This is a genomic window from Hymenobacter sp. M1-2, from assembly GCF_057808495.1.
The window spans coordinates 93,461-112,252 of record NZ_JBTYZO010000009.1; the positions used below are offsets into that span (position 1 = coordinate 93,461).

The 18,792-nt window shown below is 61.3% G+C and carries 14 protein-coding genes; 11 read left to right on the plus strand and 3 right to left on the minus strand.

Features of this window, described 5'->3' with window-relative positions:
• The first annotated feature begins 51 nt into the window (after positions 1–51).
• The 11 genes from ACYSMN_RS10670 to ACYSMN_RS10720 all read left to right on the plus strand — a co-directional run bounded on the left by ACYSMN_RS10670 (position 52) and on the right by ACYSMN_RS10720 (position 14,667).
• Entirely contained in the window at positions 52–1,488 is a 1,437-nt protein-coding gene (locus tag ACYSMN_RS10670; RefSeq protein ID WP_488923863.1) for a carbohydrate-binding protein, read from the plus strand.
• Positions 1,489–1,591: 103 nt separating this feature from the next.
• The gene (locus tag ACYSMN_RS10675) at positions 1,592–3,463 is read left to right on the plus strand and encodes a glycosyl hydrolase family 18 protein (RefSeq protein ID WP_488923864.1); all 1,872 of its coding nucleotides are present in this window, start codon (positions 1,592–1,594) and stop codon (positions 3,461–3,463) included.
• Positions 3,464–4,045: 582 nt separating this feature from the next.
• Positions 4,046–5,359 carry a sugar MFS transporter gene (locus ACYSMN_RS10680; protein ID WP_488923865.1) on the plus strand — a complete coding sequence of 438 codons (1,314 nt, stop codon included), beginning with the start codon at positions 4,046–4,048 and terminating at the stop codon, positions 5,357–5,359.
• Positions 5,360–5,404: 45 nt separating this feature from the next.
• Positions 5,405–6,868, plus strand: a complete 1,464-nt coding sequence (locus tag ACYSMN_RS10685) for a glycoside hydrolase family 30 protein (RefSeq protein ID WP_488923866.1) — start codon at positions 5,405–5,407, stop codon at positions 6,866–6,868.
• A gap of 32 nt (positions 6,869–6,900) precedes the next feature.
• Positions 6,901–8,382, plus strand: a complete 1,482-nt coding sequence (locus ACYSMN_RS10690; RefSeq protein ID WP_488923867.1) for a glycoside hydrolase family 30 protein — start codon at positions 6,901–6,903, stop codon at positions 8,380–8,382.
• Between the two features lie 243 nt (positions 8,383–8,625).
• Entirely contained in the window at positions 8,626–10,995 is a 2,370-nt protein-coding gene (locus ACYSMN_RS10695) for a glycoside hydrolase family 3 N-terminal domain-containing protein (RefSeq protein ID WP_488923868.1), read from the plus strand.
• 456 nt (positions 10,996–11,451) lie between these two features.
• On the plus strand, positions 11,452–11,892 hold the full coding sequence (locus ACYSMN_RS10700) for a MarR family winged helix-turn-helix transcriptional regulator (RefSeq protein WP_488923869.1): 441 nt from the start codon (positions 11,452–11,454) through the stop codon (positions 11,890–11,892).
• A 105-nt stretch (positions 11,893–11,997) separates the two neighbouring features.
• The gene (locus tag ACYSMN_RS10705) at positions 11,998–12,744 is read left to right on the plus strand and encodes a 3-oxoacyl-ACP reductase family protein (RefSeq protein WP_488923870.1); all 747 of its coding nucleotides are present in this window, start codon (positions 11,998–12,000) and stop codon (positions 12,742–12,744) included.
• Between the two features lie 40 nt (positions 12,745–12,784).
• Positions 12,785–13,651 (plus strand): MBL fold metallo-hydrolase, encoded by an 867-nt coding sequence (locus ACYSMN_RS10710; protein ID WP_488923871.1) that lies wholly within the window; start codon positions 12,785–12,787, stop codon positions 13,649–13,651.
• 58 nt (positions 13,652–13,709) lie between these two features.
• Complete coding sequence (locus ACYSMN_RS10715) at positions 13,710–14,009, plus strand: zinc-binding dehydrogenase (RefSeq protein ID WP_488923950.1); 300 nt, start codon at positions 13,710–13,712, stop codon at positions 14,007–14,009.
• Positions 14,010–14,043: 34 nt separating this feature from the next.
• Positions 14,044–14,667, plus strand: a complete 624-nt coding sequence (locus ACYSMN_RS10720) for an FMN-dependent NADH-azoreductase (RefSeq protein ID WP_488923872.1) — start codon at positions 14,044–14,046, stop codon at positions 14,665–14,667.
• Positions 14,668–14,901: 234 nt separating this feature from the next.
• Here ACYSMN_RS10720 and ACYSMN_RS10725 read toward each other — a convergent pair whose 3' ends face one another.
• The 3 genes from ACYSMN_RS10725 to ACYSMN_RS10735 all read right to left on the minus strand — a co-directional run bounded on the left by ACYSMN_RS10725 (position 14,902) and on the right by ACYSMN_RS10735 (position 18,709).
• On the minus strand, positions 14,902–15,783 hold the full coding sequence (locus ACYSMN_RS10725) for a glycoside hydrolase family 16 protein (protein WP_488923873.1): 882 nt from the start codon (positions 15,781–15,783) through the stop codon (positions 14,902–14,904).
• Positions 15,784–15,816: 33 nt separating this feature from the next.
• Positions 15,817–17,070, minus strand: coding sequence for a PKD domain-containing protein (locus ACYSMN_RS10730; protein WP_488923874.1), 1,254 nt, complete (start codon positions 17,068–17,070; stop codon positions 15,817–15,819).
• 148 nt (positions 17,071–17,218) lie between these two features.
• Complete coding sequence (locus ACYSMN_RS10735; protein WP_488923875.1) at positions 17,219–18,709, minus strand: RagB/SusD family nutrient uptake outer membrane protein; 1,491 nt, start codon at positions 18,707–18,709, stop codon at positions 17,219–17,221.
• Between the last annotated feature and the right edge of the window lie 83 nt (positions 18,710–18,792).

An 18,792-nucleotide genomic window follows, 5' to 3' on the forward strand; every position in this document is an offset into this window, starting at 1 on the left:
GCTTCTGAGTCTACCGCAGCTCTTCCTACACCATTTCCCACCCCCGAAAACATGAAGCGTACATTCACTTTCCTGCTGGGCGCCGCCGCGTTGCTGCTGCTTAGTCCCGCCCCGATCCAAGCCCAAACCTACCAGCAAGTCTGGGCCGATGAATTCAACGGCGGCATCAGTTCCAGCTGGCAATTCGAAACCGGCGGTGGCGGCTGGGGCAACAACGAAAAGCAGTACTACCAAGCCGCCAACGCCACCGTGGTAAATGGCGAACTGCGCATCACGGCCAGAAAGGAAAACGTGGGCGGCCAACCGTACACGTCAGCCCGCCTCAAAACGCAGGGCCTGAAGGAATTCACCTACGGCAAGATCGAAGCCCGCATTAAGATGCCGCTCGGCCAAGGCTTGTGGCCGGCTTTCTGGATGTTGGGTGCCAATATCAACCAGGTAAGCTGGCCGCGTTGCGGGGAAATTGACATCATGGAGCACATCAACACCGAGAACAAGGTACTCGGCACGGTGCACTGGGACAGCAACGGCAGCTACGCCCAGTACGGAGGCAATACCACCACCACGCCCGCCGATTTCCACGTCTACAGCGTCGAGTGGACGCCCTCATTCATCAAGTGGTTCGTGGACGGGGTGCAGTACCACGAGATAAACATCGCCAACGGCGCCGGCGGCACCGAGGAGTTTCAGCGGCCCTTCTTCCTGCTGCTCAACATGGCCGTGGCCGGCAACTTACCCGGCCAGACCGTAGACGAAAGCAAGCTGCCCGCTACCATGGCCGTCGACTACGTGCGGGTGTACCAGCTGACGAATACCCCGGCGCCCGCACCCGCTACCTTCCTTCAGGCCGAGAGCTACAGCGCCATGAACGGCGTGCAGGTGGAAGCCTGCTCCGATACGGGCGGCGGCCAAAACGTAGGCTGGATCGACGCCGGCGACTGGATGGCTTACAACAACATCAACTTCCCCACCTCGGGCACTTACACGATTGAGTACCGCGTGGCCAGCCCGAGCGGCAGCACCTTGTCGGCGGATTTGAACGGCGGTTCTGTCCGATTGGGCAGCGTAGCCATCCCCGCTACTGGTGGCTGGCAGAATTGGCGGACCGTATCGCAAACGGTGAACGTGAATGCCGGTACCTACAACTTCGGCGTGTATGCTCAGACCGGCGGCTGGAATTTCAACTGGATCCGTATCACCAAGAGCGGCAGCGCCCGCCCGGCCACGGTTACGGCCACGGCGGCGTCCGCGGCGGTTCAAACGACCGAGGTATATCCTAACCCGGCCGCTGATCGGCTGCATCTCAACTCAACAGCAGCCCTGGTCGGCAGCCAATACCACATTCTGGACGAGCTGGGGCGCGTGACGGGCCGCGGCACGCTGGAAAAAGGCTCGGTGGATGTGTCTGCCCTGCGCCCCGGCCTGTACACGCTGGTGGTCGTCACCGCCGACCGGCAACGGGTGGCGCACCGGTTTAGCAAGCAGTAACCCGATAGACGAAGGAAGCCGGCGATAAGCTGGCTTCCTTTTCTCTTTTTGGCCTGGCCGTTTACATACGCCATCTAACAACCCTTTTCACAACCTTCTTCCTATGAAAACATTCTCTCTACTAATGAAAGCCCTGGTAGCTATGTTGCTGCTGGCCACGGCGCCGGCCTTCGCCCAGTTTCGGGTGGTGGGCTACGTCACCTCCTGGTCGGGTAATGTGAGCGACGTGCAGTACAATAAGCTCACTCACATCAACTACGCCTTCGTGCTGCCGACGGCTTCGGGTGGTCTGCAACCCGTCGAGAACCCCACGAAGCTGCAAAACCTGGTGGCCACGGCGCATGCCAACGGGGTGAAAGTGCTCATCTCGGTGGGCGGCTGGAACAACGGCGACGACAGCGCCTTTGAAACTATCGGCGCCAACCCAGGCCTGCGGAGCACCTTCGTGACCAACTTGGTCAACTTCGCCAACCAGTACAACCTGGACGGCGTCGACATCGACTGGGAGCACCCCGACCCGGGCGCCTCGGCCACCAACCACGCGGCCCTGATGCGGCAGTTGGCCATTGAAATGCACAACCGCGGCAAGCTGTGCACCGCCGCCGTGGTGGGCACCGGCGGGGGCGGCGTGGCCAGCAGTGTGTTCGGTGACGTGGACTTCCTGAACCTGATGGCCTACGACGCCAACAATTTCGACCACTCCACCTTCGACTACGCCACGCAGTCGATCAGCTACTGGAAGGGCCGCGGCCTACCCACCAACAAAACCGTGCTGGGCGTGCCTTTCTACGGCCGGCCCAGTTGGGAATCGTACGCGCAACTGCTGGCCCGCGGCGCCAGCCCTAATGCCGACGTCTTCAACGGCGTGTACTACAATGGCATTCCGACCATTCAGCGCAAAACCAACCTGGCCTTCGACCAAGGCAGTGGCATCATGATTTGGGAGCTGAGCCAGGATGCTATTGGTGCCAATTCCTTGCTCTCGGCCATTCACCAAGTGGTACTGCAGCGCGGCGGCACTAACCCGCCGCCCAATAACGGCGTGGCCACGGCGTACAAAGACTGCAACTACACGGGCACAGCGGTGGCTTTGCCGGCCGGTAATTACACGCTCAGCCAACTGCAAGCTCGCGGCGTGCTCGACAACGACATTTCGTCGCTCAAGGTAAACAGCGGCTACGAGGTGGTGCTCTACGAAAACGACAATTTCTCGGGGGCCAGCCTCACCTTACGCGCCGACAACGGCTGCCTCGTGAACAACCCGTTGGGTGCCAGCAACTGGAATGATAAAGCCACGTCGTTGCGGGTGCAAACGGCCAGCGCCGGTTCCAGCCGGCAACTCGAAGCCGAAGCCTACAGCAACATGAGCGGCGTGCAGGTGGAGCCGACCACCGACGCTGGCGGCGGGCAGAATGTGGGCTGGGTTGATGCCGGTGACTGGCTGGTGTACAGCAACATCAACTTCCCCACCTCGGGCACTTACACCATTGAGTACCGCGTGGCCAGCTTGAGCGGCAGCACCTTGTCGTCGGACCTGAACGGCGGCTCCATTCCGCTGGGCAACCTGACGGTGCCGGCTACGGGTGGCTGGCAGAACTGGACAACGATTTCGCAGACAGTCAATGTAACGGCCGGCACCTACAACTTTGGGGTGTACGCCCAGGCCGGCGGCTGGAACCTCAACTGGATTCGCATCCGCTCCGGTGCCAGTGCCCGCACGGCCTCGGCAGCCAATGCCAGTGCCACTCAGGCGGTGGAATTGTACCCCAACCCGGTCGTCGACAAGCTCCACCTGAAAGCGGACGCGACGCTAGCCGATGGCCAGTACCGCATTTTGAACAAGTGGGGTAAGCCGATGGCTAGCGGCTCGCTCGCGCAAGGTCAAGTGGACGTGGCTGGATTGCCCGCCGGCGTGTACACGTTGGTGGTAATCGGTAAAGATGGTCTAACCATCACGCGCAGATTTGTGAAGTAGCCGGCTTTCACATTTTGGCTACGAATTCGGAAGGCTGTTCCCATTGGGGCAGCCTTCTTCGTTTTAGGCTCGGGCGCGGGTGTGTTTGTAGTGGGTCGAGCTGGGGTAGTTGCGCAAAACGAATTTTCTTGCCACTTCGCTGGTCACCATCTGCGTGCTTGTGCTTGAAAAGCCAACTGATTTGAAATTTTCGGATTGTTTTTTAAGCGTTTCCATCCTTTAATCTCCGCTTCAACACGCCGCTTTTCGACCAACTGAGGCGTTGTTCTACGTGTGCAGTAACCGCATAAAAGCGCCTTTACGGCAGTAAAAAGCCATTTTTTGGCTTGTTTTCTCCAGATTAGCTCCGATATATTTGGCTTGGTACTCTTTCCATTATAGTGCTGCTACTGGCGGCGCGACGCTGGCTAAGCGCTTCAGCTTGGAAGGCTACGGTAAACGTTACTCCAGTGCAGGCCAGCCCAAGTTGCGTCCGTATCTTCCTCGCGCTTACCGCACCCGCTGCTATACGTCAGCTCACTGCGGTACCGCCGGTCGCTGGCCCGGCCTAGCCCCTCACCTTTCCCACCCACTCTGCGCTGTATGGCCGCCCCAATCTCCCCAACACTCCCACCGCCCGCCGCGGCTACCGGTACCACCGCGCCGCGCTACACTTCGGCGCTGGCTTCGCTTACGGTATTATTCTTCATGATGGGGTTCATCACCTGCCTCAACGACATCCTGATACCGTATCTGAAAAGCATCTTCACGCTCAGCTACACCGAGGCCAATCTGGTAAACTTCTGCTTTTTCGGGGCCTACTTCCTGATGGGCGTGCCAGCAGGCTTGGTGGTGAAGCACCTGGGCTACAAGCGTGGCATGCTGGTGGGCTTCTTGGTGGCGGCGCTGGGCTGCTTTCTGTTTTATCCCGCCGCCGAAAGTCGCACGTTCGCCGTGTTTCTCGGAGCCTTGTTTGTGCTGGCCAGTGGCATCGTGACGCTACAAGTGGCCGGCAACCCGTACGTGTCCATTCTGGGCCCGCCCGAAACGGCCTCGTCACGCCTCACGCTGACGCAGGCCTTCAACTCGCTGGCCACCTTCGTGGCGCCGCTGCTGGGCACGGCCCTGATCCTGTCGCACCTGCCGGACCTGAAAAGCCTGAGCGCCGCCGAAGCGGCAGCGCTGGACGTGTCGCCGGTACAGCAGCTGTACCTGGGCATCGGCGGGGTGCTGGTGCTCATCAGTGGGCTGCTGGCCTTGCTCAAGCTCCCCCGCATCGGCCACGCGCCGGCCGAAGACGGCGACACGCGCCGCGCCTGGCACTACCGCCATTTGCTGCTGGGGCTGGTGGGCATCTTTACCTACGTGGGCGCCGAGGTGGCCATTGGCTCGCACATCGTGAGCTACCTGGGCCAGGCGGAGATAATGGGCCTGAGTCCGCGCGCGGCCGGCTACCAAGTGGCCTTTTACTGGGGTGCGGCCATGGTGGGACGTTTCTTGGGCATTGGGGTGCTGCGGCAGGTGAGTCCGGCGCGGGTGCTGGCCTTCAACGCCGTGGGCGCCGTGGTGCTGGTGCTGATTTCAGTGAATACCACCGGTTCGATAGCCATGTGGAGCCTGCTGGCCGTGGGGCTGATGAACTCGGTGATGTTCCCGGTCATCTTCACGCTGGCCGTAGCCGGCCTGGGCCGTCACACCGAGGATGCGTCGGGGCTGCTGTCGGCGGCCATTGTGGGCGGGGCCATTGTGCCGCTGTTCTTCGGCCTGGTGGCCGATAGCACCGCGGGCGGGGGCGGCGTACATGCGTTGCGTTGGGCCTTTGTGCTGCCGGTGCTCTGCTACGCCTACATCTGCTGGTACGGCCTGCGAGGCCACCGGCCGGCGCCGGAAAACCAGCCTAGCGCTTCGCAGGCCTAATCTAGCCGCTGGCTTTTTTTCTACTTCACCCACTGCCGCTCGCCCATGAATATCCGTCGCCACTTCCCGCTAAGTATTGCGTGCGGCCTGCTGCTGTGGGGCGCGGCAGGTTGCGGCAGTAACGATTCCGCCGACGCGCCCGCACCACCCAATACTCCGCCGCCTACGACGCCCGCGGGACCTTCGCAGGTAGCGTTTTGGTACACCACGGCCAGCAGATCGGCGCTGCTGAGCAAGAGTACGGCGGTACTGAATTTCGGTGCTCCGAGCGGGCAGAATGCCGCCATCGTCATCGACACCACGCAGACCTACCAGACCATCGACGGCTTTGGCTATACGCTGACTGGGGGCAGCGCCATGCTGCTGCACCAAATGAGTGCTCCGGTGCGGGCCGCCCTACTGCGGGAGTTGTTCGGCACCGACGACAACGGCATTGGCGTCAGCTATCTGCGCGTGAGCATCGGGGCTTCGGACCTGGATGCACGCGTGTTCACCTACGACGACCCGCCCGGTGGTCAGCCCGACCCCACGCTGGCCCAATTCAGCCTCGCCCCCGACCGGACGCATCTGATTCCGGTGCTCAAGGAAATCCTGGCCATCAACCCCGATCTGAAAATCCTCGGCTCGCCCTGGACAGCGCCGGCCTGGATGAAGACCAACAACGGTTACGTCGGCGGCTCGCTGCGGGCCGAATACTACCCGACGTACGCGCAGTATTTTGTCAAGTATCTGCAAGGTATGCAGGCCGAGGGCATTCGTATCGACGCCGTGACGCTGCAAAACGAGCCGCTGCACGGCGGCAACAACCCGAGCATGCTGATGACGGCCGCCGAGCAGGCCACCTTCATCCGCGACAACGTGGGCCCGGCTTTCCGGGCGGCGGGGCTAACCACCAAAATCATCCTCTACGACCACAACCTCGACCGCCCTGACTACCCGATCAGCATCCTGCAAGACCCGCAAGTGAGCCAGTACGTCGACGGCTCGGCGTTTCACCTGTACGCCGGCAACATCTCGGCCATGAGCACGGTGCGCAACGCCCAGCCCAGCAAGAACGTGTACTTCACAGAGCAGTGGGTGGGCGGACCCGGCAATTTCGCTGGGGATTTTAAGTGGCACATGGATAACCTCATCATCGGGGCACCGCGCAACTGGAGCCGCAACGTGCTGGAGTGGAACCTGGCCGCCGACCCGAGCTACAACCCGCACACGCCCGGCGGCTGCAGCACCTGCCTGGGCGCCCTCACCCTCAGCGGCGACGTCGTGACGCGCAACACCGCCTACTACACCGTGGCGCACGCCAGCAAGTTTGTGCGGCCCGGCTCGGTGCGCATCGCCTCCACTGAGGTGGGCGGGCTGCGGAACGTGGCCTTTCGCACGCCGACGGGCCGCAAAGTGCTCATCGTGCTCAACACCGGTAACACCGAACAAACCTTTGATATTCAGTACCGCGGCAAGGCCGTGACCACCCGGCTAGAGGCCGGGGCGGCGGGCACTTACGTGTGGTAGGTCCTCGGCCTACTCTGCTTTTCCTATTTGACATGCGCAACAAGCTTCTCCTCCTCTTTTCCTTATCGGCGCTGAACGTTGGCAACGCCGCGGCGCAGTCCGCCGCCAAGCCCGCCCGCCCGGCGGTGCCCAAAACGTATTCCGCCGCCGGCCGCACCGTGCAGGTGTACACCACCGCCGCCAACTCCGAGCTGCGCCTCGCGGCCACCGACAAGCTCACGTTTCAGGCCCTGCCGCAGCCCCTGGAAACGCAACCGACAGTGTTTGTCGACCCGACGCACACGTTCCAGACCATGTTGGGCATCGGCGGCGCCATGACGGATGCCGCGGCCGAAACCTTCGCCAAGCTGCCCAAGCCGCAGCAGCAGGAATTCTTGCAAGCGTATTTCAGCCCGACGCAGGGCATCGGCTACACGCTGGGCCGCACCTGCATCAACAGCTCCGATTTTTCGAGCGGCAGCTACACTTACGTGGCTGACAACGACAAGGCCCTAAAGACCTTCAGCGTCAAGCACGACGAGCAGTACCGGATTCCGTTCATCAAGCAGGCCATGGCCGCGGCCGGGGGCAAGCTCACCATGTACGTGAGCCCCTGGAGCCCGCCGGCCTGGATGAAGGACAACCAGAGCATGCTGCAAGGCGGCAAGCTGCTGCCCGAGTTTCGCCAGCCCTGGGCCGACTACTACGTGAAGTTTATCCGGGCTTACGAGCAGCAGGGCATCCCGATTTGGGGCCTGACGGTGCAAAACGAGCCCATGGCCAAGCAGAAGTGGGAGTCATGCATTTTCACGGCCGAGGAAGAGCGTGACTTCGTGAAAACGCACCTCGGCCCGACGCTGAAGAAGAATGGCCTCAGCGACAAAAAGCTCATCGGCTGGGACCACAACCGCGACTTACTTTACCAGCGCGCCAGCACCTTGTTCGATGATCCGGAGGCCAGCAAGTACTATTGGGGCTTGGGCTTCCACTGGTACGAGACGTGGACCGGCAGCGCCATGCAGTTCGACAACCTGCGCCGCGTGCACGAAACCTACCCCGACAAGAACCTCATCTTCACCGAAGGCTGCGTCGAGAACTTCAAGCTCGATCAGGTCAACGATTGGAAGCTGGGCGAGAAGTACGGCCACTCGATGATCAACGACTTCAACGCTGGCACCGTGGCCTGGACCGATTGGAACGTGCTGCTCGACGAAACCGGCGGCCCCAATCACGTCGGCAACTTCTGCTACGCGCCCATCATCGGCGACACCAAAGCCGGTAAGCTGCTCTACACCAACAGCTACTACTACATCGGCCACTTCTCAAAGTTCATCCGGCCCGGCGCCAAGCGCATTGCCGCCACCGCCAGCCGCGACGCCCTGCAGACCACCGCTTTCCAGAATCCCGACGGCTCGGTGGCCGTGGTGGTGATGAACAGCACCGAGAAGGAGCAGCCGTTTCAGCTCTGGCTGAAAGGCCAAGCCGCGGCCGTTACCAGCCGCCCACATTCCATCATGACGCTGATGGTGAATTAGGGGCCTCACCCCCCGACCCCCTCTCCCATGGAGAGGGGGAGCCAAACGCTCAGCCTGCGAAGGTTAAGCTTTGGCTTGGCCTTCTACCGTGTATTGCATCGTGCAACGGAGACCAAGCCCAAAAGCTTGCGCAGAACGATGATTTCAGGCTCCCCCTCTCCCTTAGGAGAGGGGGCCGGGGGTGAGGCCCCGCCAGAACGACATTGATTTCCATTCTCCTTATTCCTCCCTCCACCTCCTTTCATGCATACCCGCAAAGCCACTTTGCTCGCCTTGCTCCTAGCTGGCGCCCTCACCACTGCTCAGGCTCAGAAAACGAAGACCAAGGTCAAAACCAAACCCGGCCGCGCGGCCGGGCGTAGCGCGGCGCCTTCCGCGGCGGCCATCGATCAGCAGGTGGAAGCCTTACTGGCGCAGATGACCTTGGAGGAAAAGGTGGGTCAGATGGCGCAGATCAACATCGACGTGGTGACCAAGGGCAAGGACCGGTTCAGTTCCGACGAGCCGGTGGCGCTGGACCCGGCCGACCTCAAAAAGGCTTTGGTGGACTACAAAGTGGGCTCGGTGCTGAACGCCGCCAACACCCGCGCCCGCACACCCGCCGAGTGGTACCCGCTGATCCGGCAGATGCAGGACGTAGCTACGCAGCAAACGCGCCTGAAGATTCCCATCATCTACGGCATCGACGCGGTGCACGGGGAGACGTATACGGCCGGCGCCACCATGTTTCCGCAGGAAATAGCGCAAGCCGCCAGCCGCAACCGCGCCCTGGTCCGCCGCGGTGCCGAAATCACGGCTTACGAAACGCGCGCCAGCAACATTCCGTGGGCGTTTTCGCCGGTGCTGGACTTGGGTTCCGATGCCCGCTCGCCGCGCCAGTGGGAAACGCTGGGCGAAGACCCTTACCTGATTTCCGAAATGGCGGTGCAGATGGTGAAGGGCATGGAGGGCGAGTCCAACAACGTGGCCGACCCGACGCGCGTGGCCGCCAGCATCAAGCACTTTATGGGCTACCAGGTGCCGCAGTCGGGCAAGGACCGCACCAATGCCTACATCCCCACCGAGTCCTTGCACGAGTACCACCTGCCGCCTTTCAAGGCCGCCATCGACGCCGGGGCGCACAGCATCATGATCAACTCGGGCCTCATCAACGGGGTACCCATGCACGCCAACCACGACCTGCTGACCAAGCTGCTCAAGGAACAACTCGGCTTCCGCGGCTTGGCCGTAACCGACTGGGCCGACATCGATAACCTTTACAAGCGCGACCACCTGGCCAAAACGCCCAAAGACGCCGTCCGCATTGCCATCAACGCCGGCATCGACATGGCCATGGTGCCGTACGAGTTCGAGCAGTTCTGCGACAACCTGGTGGCGCTGGTGAAGGAAGGACAGGTCAGCCAGGCCCGCGTGGACGACGCCGTGCGCCGGGTGCTGCGGGTGAAGTACGCCCTGAACCTGTTCGAAAAGCCCAACACCGACCCCAAAAACTACCCCAAGTTCGGCAGCAAGGAGCACGAGCAAGCCGCCTACCAAACGGCCGCCGAAGCCATTACCCTGCTCAAAAACGAGGATAACATTCTGCCGCTGAAGAAAACGGCGAAGGTGCTCGTGACCGGCCCCAACGCCAATTCCATGCGCACGCTCAACGGCGCCTGGACTTACTCCTGGCAGGGCGAAAAAGTGGAAGACTTCGCGGCCCGCTACAACACCATTCTGGAAGCCGTGCAGAAGGAAATCGGGGCCGGGAACGTGCAGTACGTGCCCGGCGTGAGCTATAAGGCCGGCGGCAAATACTACGAGGAGTACGCCGACAAGCTCGACGAAGCCGTGGCCGCTGCGCAGAACGCGGACGTGGTGCTGCTGTGCCTCGGCGAAAACTCCTACGCCGAAAAGCCCGGCGACCTGAACGACCTCTACCTCTCCGACTTGCAAACCCAACTGGCCCAGCGCCTTGCCGCCACCGGCAAGCCCGTAGTGCTGGTGCTCAACGAAGGCCGCCCACGCGTCATCAGCCGCATTGAGCCGGGCGTGAAAGCCGTGGTGCAAACCTACCTGCCCGGCAACTTCGGCGGCGACGCGCTGGCCGACATCCTCTTCGGCGACGTGAACCCCTCGGGCAAGCTGCCCTACACCTACCCGCGCTACCCCAACGCGCTGATTTCCTACATTCACAAGTACGCCGAAGAGCAAACCAAAGCAGCAGGCGCCTACAACTACGAAGCCGATTACAATCCGCAGTACAAGTTCGGTGACGGGCTGAGCTACACCACCTTCCGCTACGGCAACCTAGCTGTGGACAAGGAAAGCCTGCCCAAAAACGGCCAAGTAGCCGTAACCGTGCAGGTTACCAACGCCGGCCAGCGCGCCGGCCAGGAAACCGTGCACCTCTACTCCTCCGACCTGCACGCCAGCGTCATCGCGCCTGATATGCTGCGCCTGCGTCGCTTCGAGAAGATCAGTCTGAAGCCCAGCGAAACGCGCACCGTCAGCTTCACTCTGCCCGCCGCCGACCTGAGCTACTCCGGCCCGCAAGGCGAAAAAATCCTGGAAGCCGGCGAGTTCGACCTGCGCATCGGCGACCAAACGAAGCGAATTACGGTAACGGAGTAGCGTTGAGCTAAAAGGCGGGTTGCTCCGTCTAACGTCCGCTTATCGAACTGAAGGAGGGCGAAGCCAAACGCCTCTCCCACTTCGTTGTAGGGCTACAAAAGGCCGTAATGCTCTATCAGCCGTCCGCTTGTCGAAGCATCTCTGGCCTGTTTTAAACGTTTAGTCCAAAAATCGCATGTACGGGTGGTCCGTGTTGCAGGGGTAGCACCAGAATACTGGCTTCCATTCACTGATTAGCGTAGGTGACCGAATGTAAGCGGATGAAATAGACCATCCCTCGCCACGGTACTTTCTCTACCTCAATGCACCCTATAGGTCGGTCGAATGAAGACGGCAGGGACCGAAAAACAGTTGCTACTTGCTGAAAAGTGCATGACATAGAAGTGACGAGTCAGGTGCCGATATTTTAATTACCATTTTGCGTGTATATACACTTACTTTCCTTACCTTTGGATTATGAATGCTAAAGCCGTCGGTCTGGTCTCATGTAACTGCCTCTCGCTACGGCAAGCGGCGCGGCATGTGAGCCAGTTTTATGATCAGCAACTTGCTCCTTTTGGCTTGACCCTGAATCAATACACCATTTTAGCACGGCTTGCCACGCTGGGTGCTGCCCCTATCACCGAGGTAGCGCAGAATTTGGTCATGGACCGCACAACGCTCACGCGTAACCTCAAACCGCTCCAGGTAGCAGGCTTACTGACCCAAAAGCCAAGCGATTCCGACCGCCGCAGCCAGTGTCTCTCCCTTACCAGCCGCGGAGAGGAGGTGTTTGCCTTGGCCACTCCGGCGTGGGCAGCGGCCCAGGTGCGGTTTGAGCAAGAAGTGGGGGCCGTTCAGGCCGCAACATTGCGCCAGTTGCTCCACAATGTCGTCCAAACCCCGCTTTTGGGATAAGCTGGTCAGTTTTTTTTCTCACAATAGGTGTAATTACACCTTACACACCGCCTTCCCCTTTTTACATCCATCATTTCTCCACGCCCACTTTTTTCACCATTTACCATGCACGCAACCCCAGAAAAAGTAGCCCTTATTACCGGCGCCTCGCGCGGCATTGGCCGGGCCATCGCCGAGCGACTCGCCCAAGACGGCTTCGCCGTCGTCGTCAACTACACCAAAAGCACTGACCAGGCGCAGGAACTTGTCCGCGTCCTCACCCAGCAAGGCGGCCGGGCGTTGGCCATCCAAGGCGACGTGAGCCGAAAAGCTGATGTGGCGGCCTTGTTCGAGCAGGCCGTGGCCGAATTCGGCCGGCTCGATGTGCTGGTCAATAACGCGGGCATTGCGGCCGTGGGCATTCCGCTCGAACACATCACGGATGAGCACTACGATGCCCTGTTCAACACCAACGTCCGGGGGCTGATTTACGCCTCGCAAGAAGCTAGCCGGCACTTTGGCGAACAGGGCGGACACATCATCAACCTCTCGTCTGTGGTCGGCAACCGGGCCGCGCCTTATACGGCCGTGTACGGCGCGACCAAAGCGGCCGTGGACTCGTTGACAAAAAGCTTCGCGGCCGAACTGGGTGGGCGCCGCATCCGCGTCAATGCCGTGGCACCGAGCCTGACCGAGACCGATATGATTGCGGGAATGCCGGCCGCCTTTCGGGAGCAAATCACGCACGCCACGGCACTGGGGCGGCTGGGCACCGCCCCCGACATTGCCGGGGTCGTGGCGCTGCTGGCCTCGCCGGCTGGCTACTGGATCAATGGCCAAACCCTGTACGCCGATGGGGGCCTGCGTGGTTAACCCTTGCTCATTCCCGACGCAACTTGTTTTCCAACCCACCATGCCCTCCACGACAACTGTACTTACCGCCCCTGACGGCGCGCCGTCACTGGTCGTCCACGCCCACCATGCCACCGAGCAGGGGCTGGCCGTTAATTCCTATGCCGTTGAAACGCCCAACGGCGTCTTTCTGATTGATGCGCAGTTCCTTCGTTCCGAAGCCCGGCAGTTCAAGGCACTGGCTGAGGCCATCGGCAAGCCCGTCTTGGGTATTTTCATTACCCACTCGCATCCCGACCACTACAGCGGGCTGGAGGTCCTGACGGGTGCCAACCCCACCGTTCCCATCTATGCCACGCAGGCTGCCATCGAGGCCATGCAGCAACTGGACGCCGAACGGCGGGCGTTGTGGAAGCCGATGTTTGGCGACGATTACGCTGACTATATGGTCACGCCGACCCACCGCGTGGCGTCGGGCCAGGCTCTGACCGTAGACGGCGTAACGTTCCAGGTGCAGGAGCTAGGCCTGGGCGAAACCACCGACATGACGGTGCTGCACCTGCCCACTTACCACGCCTTGTTTGCGGCCGATGTCGTGTATAACCGCGTGCATCCTTGGCTTGGCGAAGGGCATTCCCAGGCGTGGGTCCAGCAAATAGAGTTCTGCATGACCACTTACGCCGACGCCGACACCGTTTTTGGCGGGCACGGCGGGGCGGGCGGCACGGGCATTTTCGGCGAGTACCTGGCCTACCTGCTGTTTTGCCGCAAGCTGGTCAAAGATGCCATCGCGCGGGGTCAGGCTACCACGGCTGAGCACCGGGAACAGCTTAAACACCGCCTCACCACGCGTTATCCCGGCTATCCGCTCGGCTTTTTGCTGGACCGCAACCTCGACGGTCTCATCGCCGAGCAGTCGGCGGCTTGAGGGGTTCAACCCTTGGTTTTTCTTCTCGTCCACGCCGGATTGTGCGTTAGTCTTTCCTCTGCTAGTCCATGAACCGTTCGGCCGGATTGTTAACTACGGCAACGCCAGCGGCCAGCCCACCGGACTCGACACCTGGCAGCTGACTCTTCCCAATCAATCGGTGCGCGGTTTCTACGTGGGCGGATACTCGGGGCAGCCGTCGTTCATGCAAGAAGCCTACGGGGCCTTGTTCGGCGGCGTGGCCAGCGGCCAGCTCCGGATGCACCTCGACCAGGCTCTGCCGCTGGCGCAAGCCGCGGAAGCTCACCATTGGCTCGATAGCCGCCAAAGCACGGGCAAACTCGTGCTCCTTTCTTAATCAACAAGCAATCACCCCCTTCAACCCTTTTTTCATGAACGACTCCCGCACTCAACCCCTCGAAATTCTGCGCCTCGACAGCAGCCCGCGCTATGCTGATAGCGTGTCCCGGCACCTAACCGACCACCTGATGGCGCGGCTGCTGGAAGAATATCCCGATGCCCATGTGACGACCCGCGATTTGGCAGTAAGCGTGCCGGTGCCGAACGAGGCGCACGTTAACGGCATTTTGTACTCCGCGCAAAACCCAACTCCGGCCATGCAAGCCGCCACGCAGCTCTCCGACGAAATGGTGGCCGAACTGCTGGCGGCCGACCTCGTGGTGCTTGGCTTGCCCGTGTACAATTGGACCGTGCCCTCCACGTTCAAAGCGTACATCGACCAGATTAATCGCCCCGGCGTGACGTTTGAGTATATCGACGGCGTTACACACGGCAAGCTCCGCGCCCGCAGCATTTACATCGTCTACACGAGTGCGGGCACCGGCCTGGGCAGCGATAGGGATTTCGCCACGCCGTACGCCACGTTTATATGGCGGACGCTAGGCATTGAACACGTGCAGTTCATTGAGGCTTCCGGGCTCCTGTTCAACGCGGCGGAAAACACGCAGAAAGCCGAGGCACAAATCGATCAACTCGAGTTACCTGTGTTTGCCTGATTTCTCATGGCCCCAGACGCATTGATGACCAACTCGACAAACCGAGCGTGACCCTACGTGACCCTGTATGGATGCGATGCGGAAACCGCTTCGCCCAAAGCCACGAAGAGCCGGCCCGCCCCCAACCGGCAAACCAGCCCTTGTGTGTTCCGCAACAACCGAACGGCAGCGCGGAAAATCTGCCTTCGCATTTATTTAGGTTCCCATCCCCTCGTGCGCGGGCAGCAAGCTCATTTACCGGTACTCGTAGTGCCGCACGTAATCCACTTGCATCTGCTGCGGAAACACGGTGGAGGCGTCCGGGTCGCCGTCGAAATCACCGCCCACGGCCACGTTCAGGATGATGAAAAATGGGTTGTTGAACGGAAACGGATTGGCGTCGCTGCCGGTTAAGGCGTAGTATTGCCGGCCATCGAGGTAGAAGCGCAGCAGGTCCTTGCTACGAATGATGGTGAAGACGTGGAAGTCGTTCGACAGGTCCTCGCTAAGCACTTCCGTAGTGCCTTTGTACCGATGATCGGCGGTGCTGTTGCCGAAGTGCATGGTCGATATCAACTCCTTGGGGCGGCTGCCGCGTAGCTCCATGATGTCGATTTCGCCGCAGATGGGCCAGTTGCGCTGGTCGATGTCGGCGCCCAGCATCCAGATGGCGGGCCACACGCCCTTGCCCTTGGGTACTTTGGCGCGCACATCGATGCGGCCGTAGCGGAAGCTCTGCTTGCCCTTGGTGATGAGGCGCGCCGAGGTGTAGGCGTTGTTGCCGGACTGCTGGCGCCGGGCCTGAATCACGAGGTTGCCGCCGCTCAGGAAGGCGTTGTCGGTGGAGTTGGTGTAAGCCTGCAGCTCGTTGTTGCCCCAGCCGCCGCCGCCCTGCTCGTACGTCCACTTGGTTTGGTCTAGGGTGCCGCTGTTGAATTCGTCGGCCCACACCTCGGTGGTGTACTGGCTGAAGTCGCGCGCTTCTTCGTTCACCACCGGTGCCGTGGGTGGTGGGGGCGTCGGGGCGGGAATGTCCTTCTTTTTCTCTTCGGTGCACGACGAGGCCAGGCCCAGGGTCAGCAGCAAGCCGACCCCGAACCAGTTGTTGCGCACGCCGGCTGCAAGTTTGCTTTTCATCAACAGGCAAGTAAGCTAAATGAATGAGGTGATCTACTTCACCACCAGCTTGATGTCAAATACCGTCCCGTTATTCTGGCCGCTGCCCGCCCGGATGGTCATCTTCCGGTTGTCAATGGACAGGATGCGGTACACCCGCTCGGTGGGCGAGGCATCGGTGGCACCGATGAAGGCGCTGGCCTGTGTGAGGGTAAACTGCGCCAACCCCGCGCCGGCCGCCGGCCCGAACACAAAGGGCGAAGTGCCCGAACGGGGAGCCTGGCAGGTTTGAGCGGGCGCTACCAGCGTTTCGGCTTTGGCATCGTAGGTGAAAACGTTGGCCGTCGTAAACGTGTATTCGTCATCGGCCTGGCAGCCCGGCAGGGAGTTAGGGGCCGCACCCGCAAAGTACTCCTTGGGGTTGGCCTCGGTGCCCACCGTAATCGGCGCGTCGGCGGCATTATCCAGCACCCAGGTGCGCGACGAGCCGCCCGTCAGTAGCAGCTTGATCGGCGCCGTAGCATCGAAGGGCGCCAGCGTGACGATGGTGCGCGTGCCGTCGGGGTTGGTGCCGCGCAGGCGCAGGCGGGTGTCGGTGGCTTCCAGAATGTCGTAGGTTTTGTTCACCACCGAATCGGGCACGCCGATGAAGGCGCCCTTGCCCTTGAGCACAATCTGCGGATTGCCGCCGCTGTTGGGCCGAAATACAAAGTTGCCGGAATGGTTGCGCGGGGCGCCGCAGGTGCCGTTTTGGAACGTCTGGCCCGCGCTTTCATAGTTGAGCGTAAAGCCGTTGCTGAACGAAAACTGGTCGTCGAGCTGGCAGGGCTGCAGCGTGGTCGAGGACGAGAGCTGCGTACCGGTGGCCGTTTCGCGCACGATGGAGCCCGGCGCGTTGGCCAACGACCACACTCGCGTGCCGCTGCCGGCACAGTCTACCAGCTTGCCGAAAGCCGCGTTGGAGCAGGCATCGGGCACATTCACCGTTTGCTTGGCCGAAATGCCAGTACCACCGCGGCCAGCCGTAATCAGCTCCACTTGGTAAGCGCCGGGCCGCGTGTAGGTGTGCCGCGTGGTATCGCCGGAGCCCAGGGAGTTGTCGCCAAAAATCCACTGGTTCAGGAAGCCATTCTGGCTGGTGCTCGTGAAGCGCACCACTGTCGGAAACTGCGTGGTATTGGCTTGGAAGGTGAAATTGGCTTGCGGCACGGGCCCTTCCAGCTTGTTGTCGTCGTCTTCGATGTCGCACGACGGCAGCAGCGCGGTGGTCAGCAGACCCAGGCAAGCGAAGCGTATGAGGTTTTTCATGAGAATGCAGGGAGGAGGAAAAGTCGGGAGCGAGAAACGAGAGGAGCGACACGCGCAGTCAAAACTTTGCGGCGGACGATAAGAGCATTTTCCCACAGTCCCAAGCCCGCCGCGGCTTGCCTTTTCGTGCCGCTCCTCTCACTTCTGGTTAGTAGCCGGGATTTTGCGTCAGATTGGAGTTCACGTCGCGCTCCGTTTGCGGAATGGGCAGCAGCACGTTGAAGGGCTTCACGCCCTTGGCGATGAGTTGCGGCGAGGTCAGCAGCTCGCCCGTGCGCTTCATGTCAAACCACCGGTCCATCTCGAAGGCCAGCTCGTACTTCCGCTCCCGGATGACGGCCGTCTTGAAGGCCGCCGCGCTGATGCCGGGCGCAATGTCGCGGGCGCTGGGCGCGTCGATGGGCAGGCCGAACGCGCGGCGGCGCACCTTGTTGATGGCTTCCAGGCCTTCGGTGGTCGGACCCACGGCTTCCGCCAGGATCAGGTACATCTCGGCCAGGCGCAGCACCGGAATGTTCAGCTCCGAGTCCCAGATGTTGGTGTTCACCTTGCCCACAAACCACTTCTTTACGCCGTAGCCGTTGGGTGAGCCGGGCAACGACGCCGGCTGCGTACGACCGTCGGGATATGCGTCGCCGGGCTTCCAGATGGTCACGTCGCGGCGCTTGTCGCCGGCTTCGTAACCGGCCACGAAGTCGGCCTCGGGGATGTTGAACCCGTAGCCACCCTGCGGCACGACGCCCTGGCCTCGCGGCCCGAAGAATTCGTTGCCGACGAAACCAAGCCCGTCGAAGATGTACTGGTTGCGGCCCGAGATGTACTGCACCTCGAACAGCGACTCCTTGCCGTTTTCGGTGGATACTTTAAAGTTATCGGCGTAATCAGCCCACAGGGACTTGCCGCTCTGCGAAATCACCTCGCGGGCGCGTTGGGCTGCGCCGGCCATGTTGTCCTGCGTGAGATACACCTTGGCCAGTAGCCCCGTCGCCGACCACTTGGTAGCCCGCCCAATGTCGTCGCCGCTGTACGAGGGCGGCAGCTTGGTGATGGCATCGGTCAGGTCAGCCACGATTTGCTCGTAAACCTGCGCGGCTGGCGTGCGCGGAATGTTCACCTGCTCCAGCGTGGCGGGCGGCGTAGTTATCAGCGGCACGTCGCCGAAGGCTCGTACTAAATCGAAGTAGTACTTGGCCCGCAGAAACTCGGCCTCCCCGATGCTGCGCTGTTGAATGGCCGGGTCGATGCTCATGGCCGGCACTTTCTGGAGCACGACGTTGGCGCGGCCGATGCCAATATAGCTGCCGCCCCACAGGCGCGTGGTCAGCGGGTTGGTGGCCGGGATGTTGAAGTTGTCGAGCTGCTGCTGTTCGATACCGTCGCCGCCGCCCCCACCGCCGGTGGTCGAGAGGTCGGAGCCGATGTCGCCGATCCCCCAGAGGGCGTAGTTGTACTGGCCGCCCTTGCCCAGTTCGCTGTAAACGGCGTTGGTGGCCTGAATGGCGTCGGTGGTGGTTTTGTAGAAGTTCGCGTCGGTTACCTGGTCGGTGGGCGTTTCTTCCAGGAACTTCTCGCCGCAGCCGGCCAGCAGACCCAAGGTCAGCAGCCAAGCTCGGTATGTGTACTTAGTCAAAGTCGACATGGGGGGTTGTCAGTTGTTGGTTGATAGTTGTTGGGTAGTCATCGGGTTGTTGGTTGTCAGTTGTTAGTGATGCGCCTGTTCAA

Excerpts from the sequence above, each read along its gene's own strand:
- ACYSMN_RS10670 (WP_488923863.1), top strand. The coding sequence starts at position 52 with ATGAAGCGTACATTCACTTTCCTGCTGGGCGCCGCCGCGTTGCTGCTG.
- ACYSMN_RS10675 (WP_488923864.1), top strand. The coding sequence starts at position 1,592 with ATGAAAACATTCTCTCTACTAATGAAAGCCCTGGTAGCTATGTTGCTG.
- ACYSMN_RS10680 (WP_488923865.1), top strand. The coding sequence starts at position 4,046 with ATGGCCGCCCCAATCTCCCCAACACTCCCACCGCCCGCCGCGGCTACC.
- ACYSMN_RS10685 (WP_488923866.1), top strand. The coding sequence starts at position 5,405 with ATGAATATCCGTCGCCACTTCCCGCTAAGTATTGCGTGCGGCCTGCTG.
- ACYSMN_RS10690 (WP_488923867.1), top strand. The coding sequence starts at position 6,901 with ATGCGCAACAAGCTTCTCCTCCTCTTTTCCTTATCGGCGCTGAACGTT.
- ACYSMN_RS10695 (WP_488923868.1), top strand. The coding sequence starts at position 8,626 with ATGCATACCCGCAAAGCCACTTTGCTCGCCTTGCTCCTAGCTGGCGCC.
- ACYSMN_RS10700 (WP_488923869.1), top strand. The coding sequence starts at position 11,452 with ATGAATGCTAAAGCCGTCGGTCTGGTCTCATGTAACTGCCTCTCGCTA.
- ACYSMN_RS10705 (WP_488923870.1), top strand. The coding sequence starts at position 11,998 with ATGCACGCAACCCCAGAAAAAGTAGCCCTTATTACCGGCGCCTCGCGC.
- ACYSMN_RS10710 (WP_488923871.1), top strand. The coding sequence starts at position 12,785 with ATGCCCTCCACGACAACTGTACTTACCGCCCCTGACGGCGCGCCGTCA.
- ACYSMN_RS10720 (WP_488923872.1), top strand. The coding sequence starts at position 14,044 with ATGAACGACTCCCGCACTCAACCCCTCGAAATTCTGCGCCTCGACAGC.
- ACYSMN_RS10725 (WP_488923873.1), bottom strand. The coding sequence starts at position 15,783 with ATGAAAAGCAAACTTGCAGCCGGCGTGCGCAACAACTGGTTCGGGGTC.
- ACYSMN_RS10730 (WP_488923874.1), bottom strand. The coding sequence starts at position 17,070 with ATGAAAAACCTCATACGCTTCGCTTGCCTGGGTCTGCTGACCACCGCG.
- ACYSMN_RS10735 (WP_488923875.1), bottom strand. The coding sequence starts at position 18,709 with ATGTCGACTTTGACTAAGTACACATACCGAGCTTGGCTGCTGACCTTG.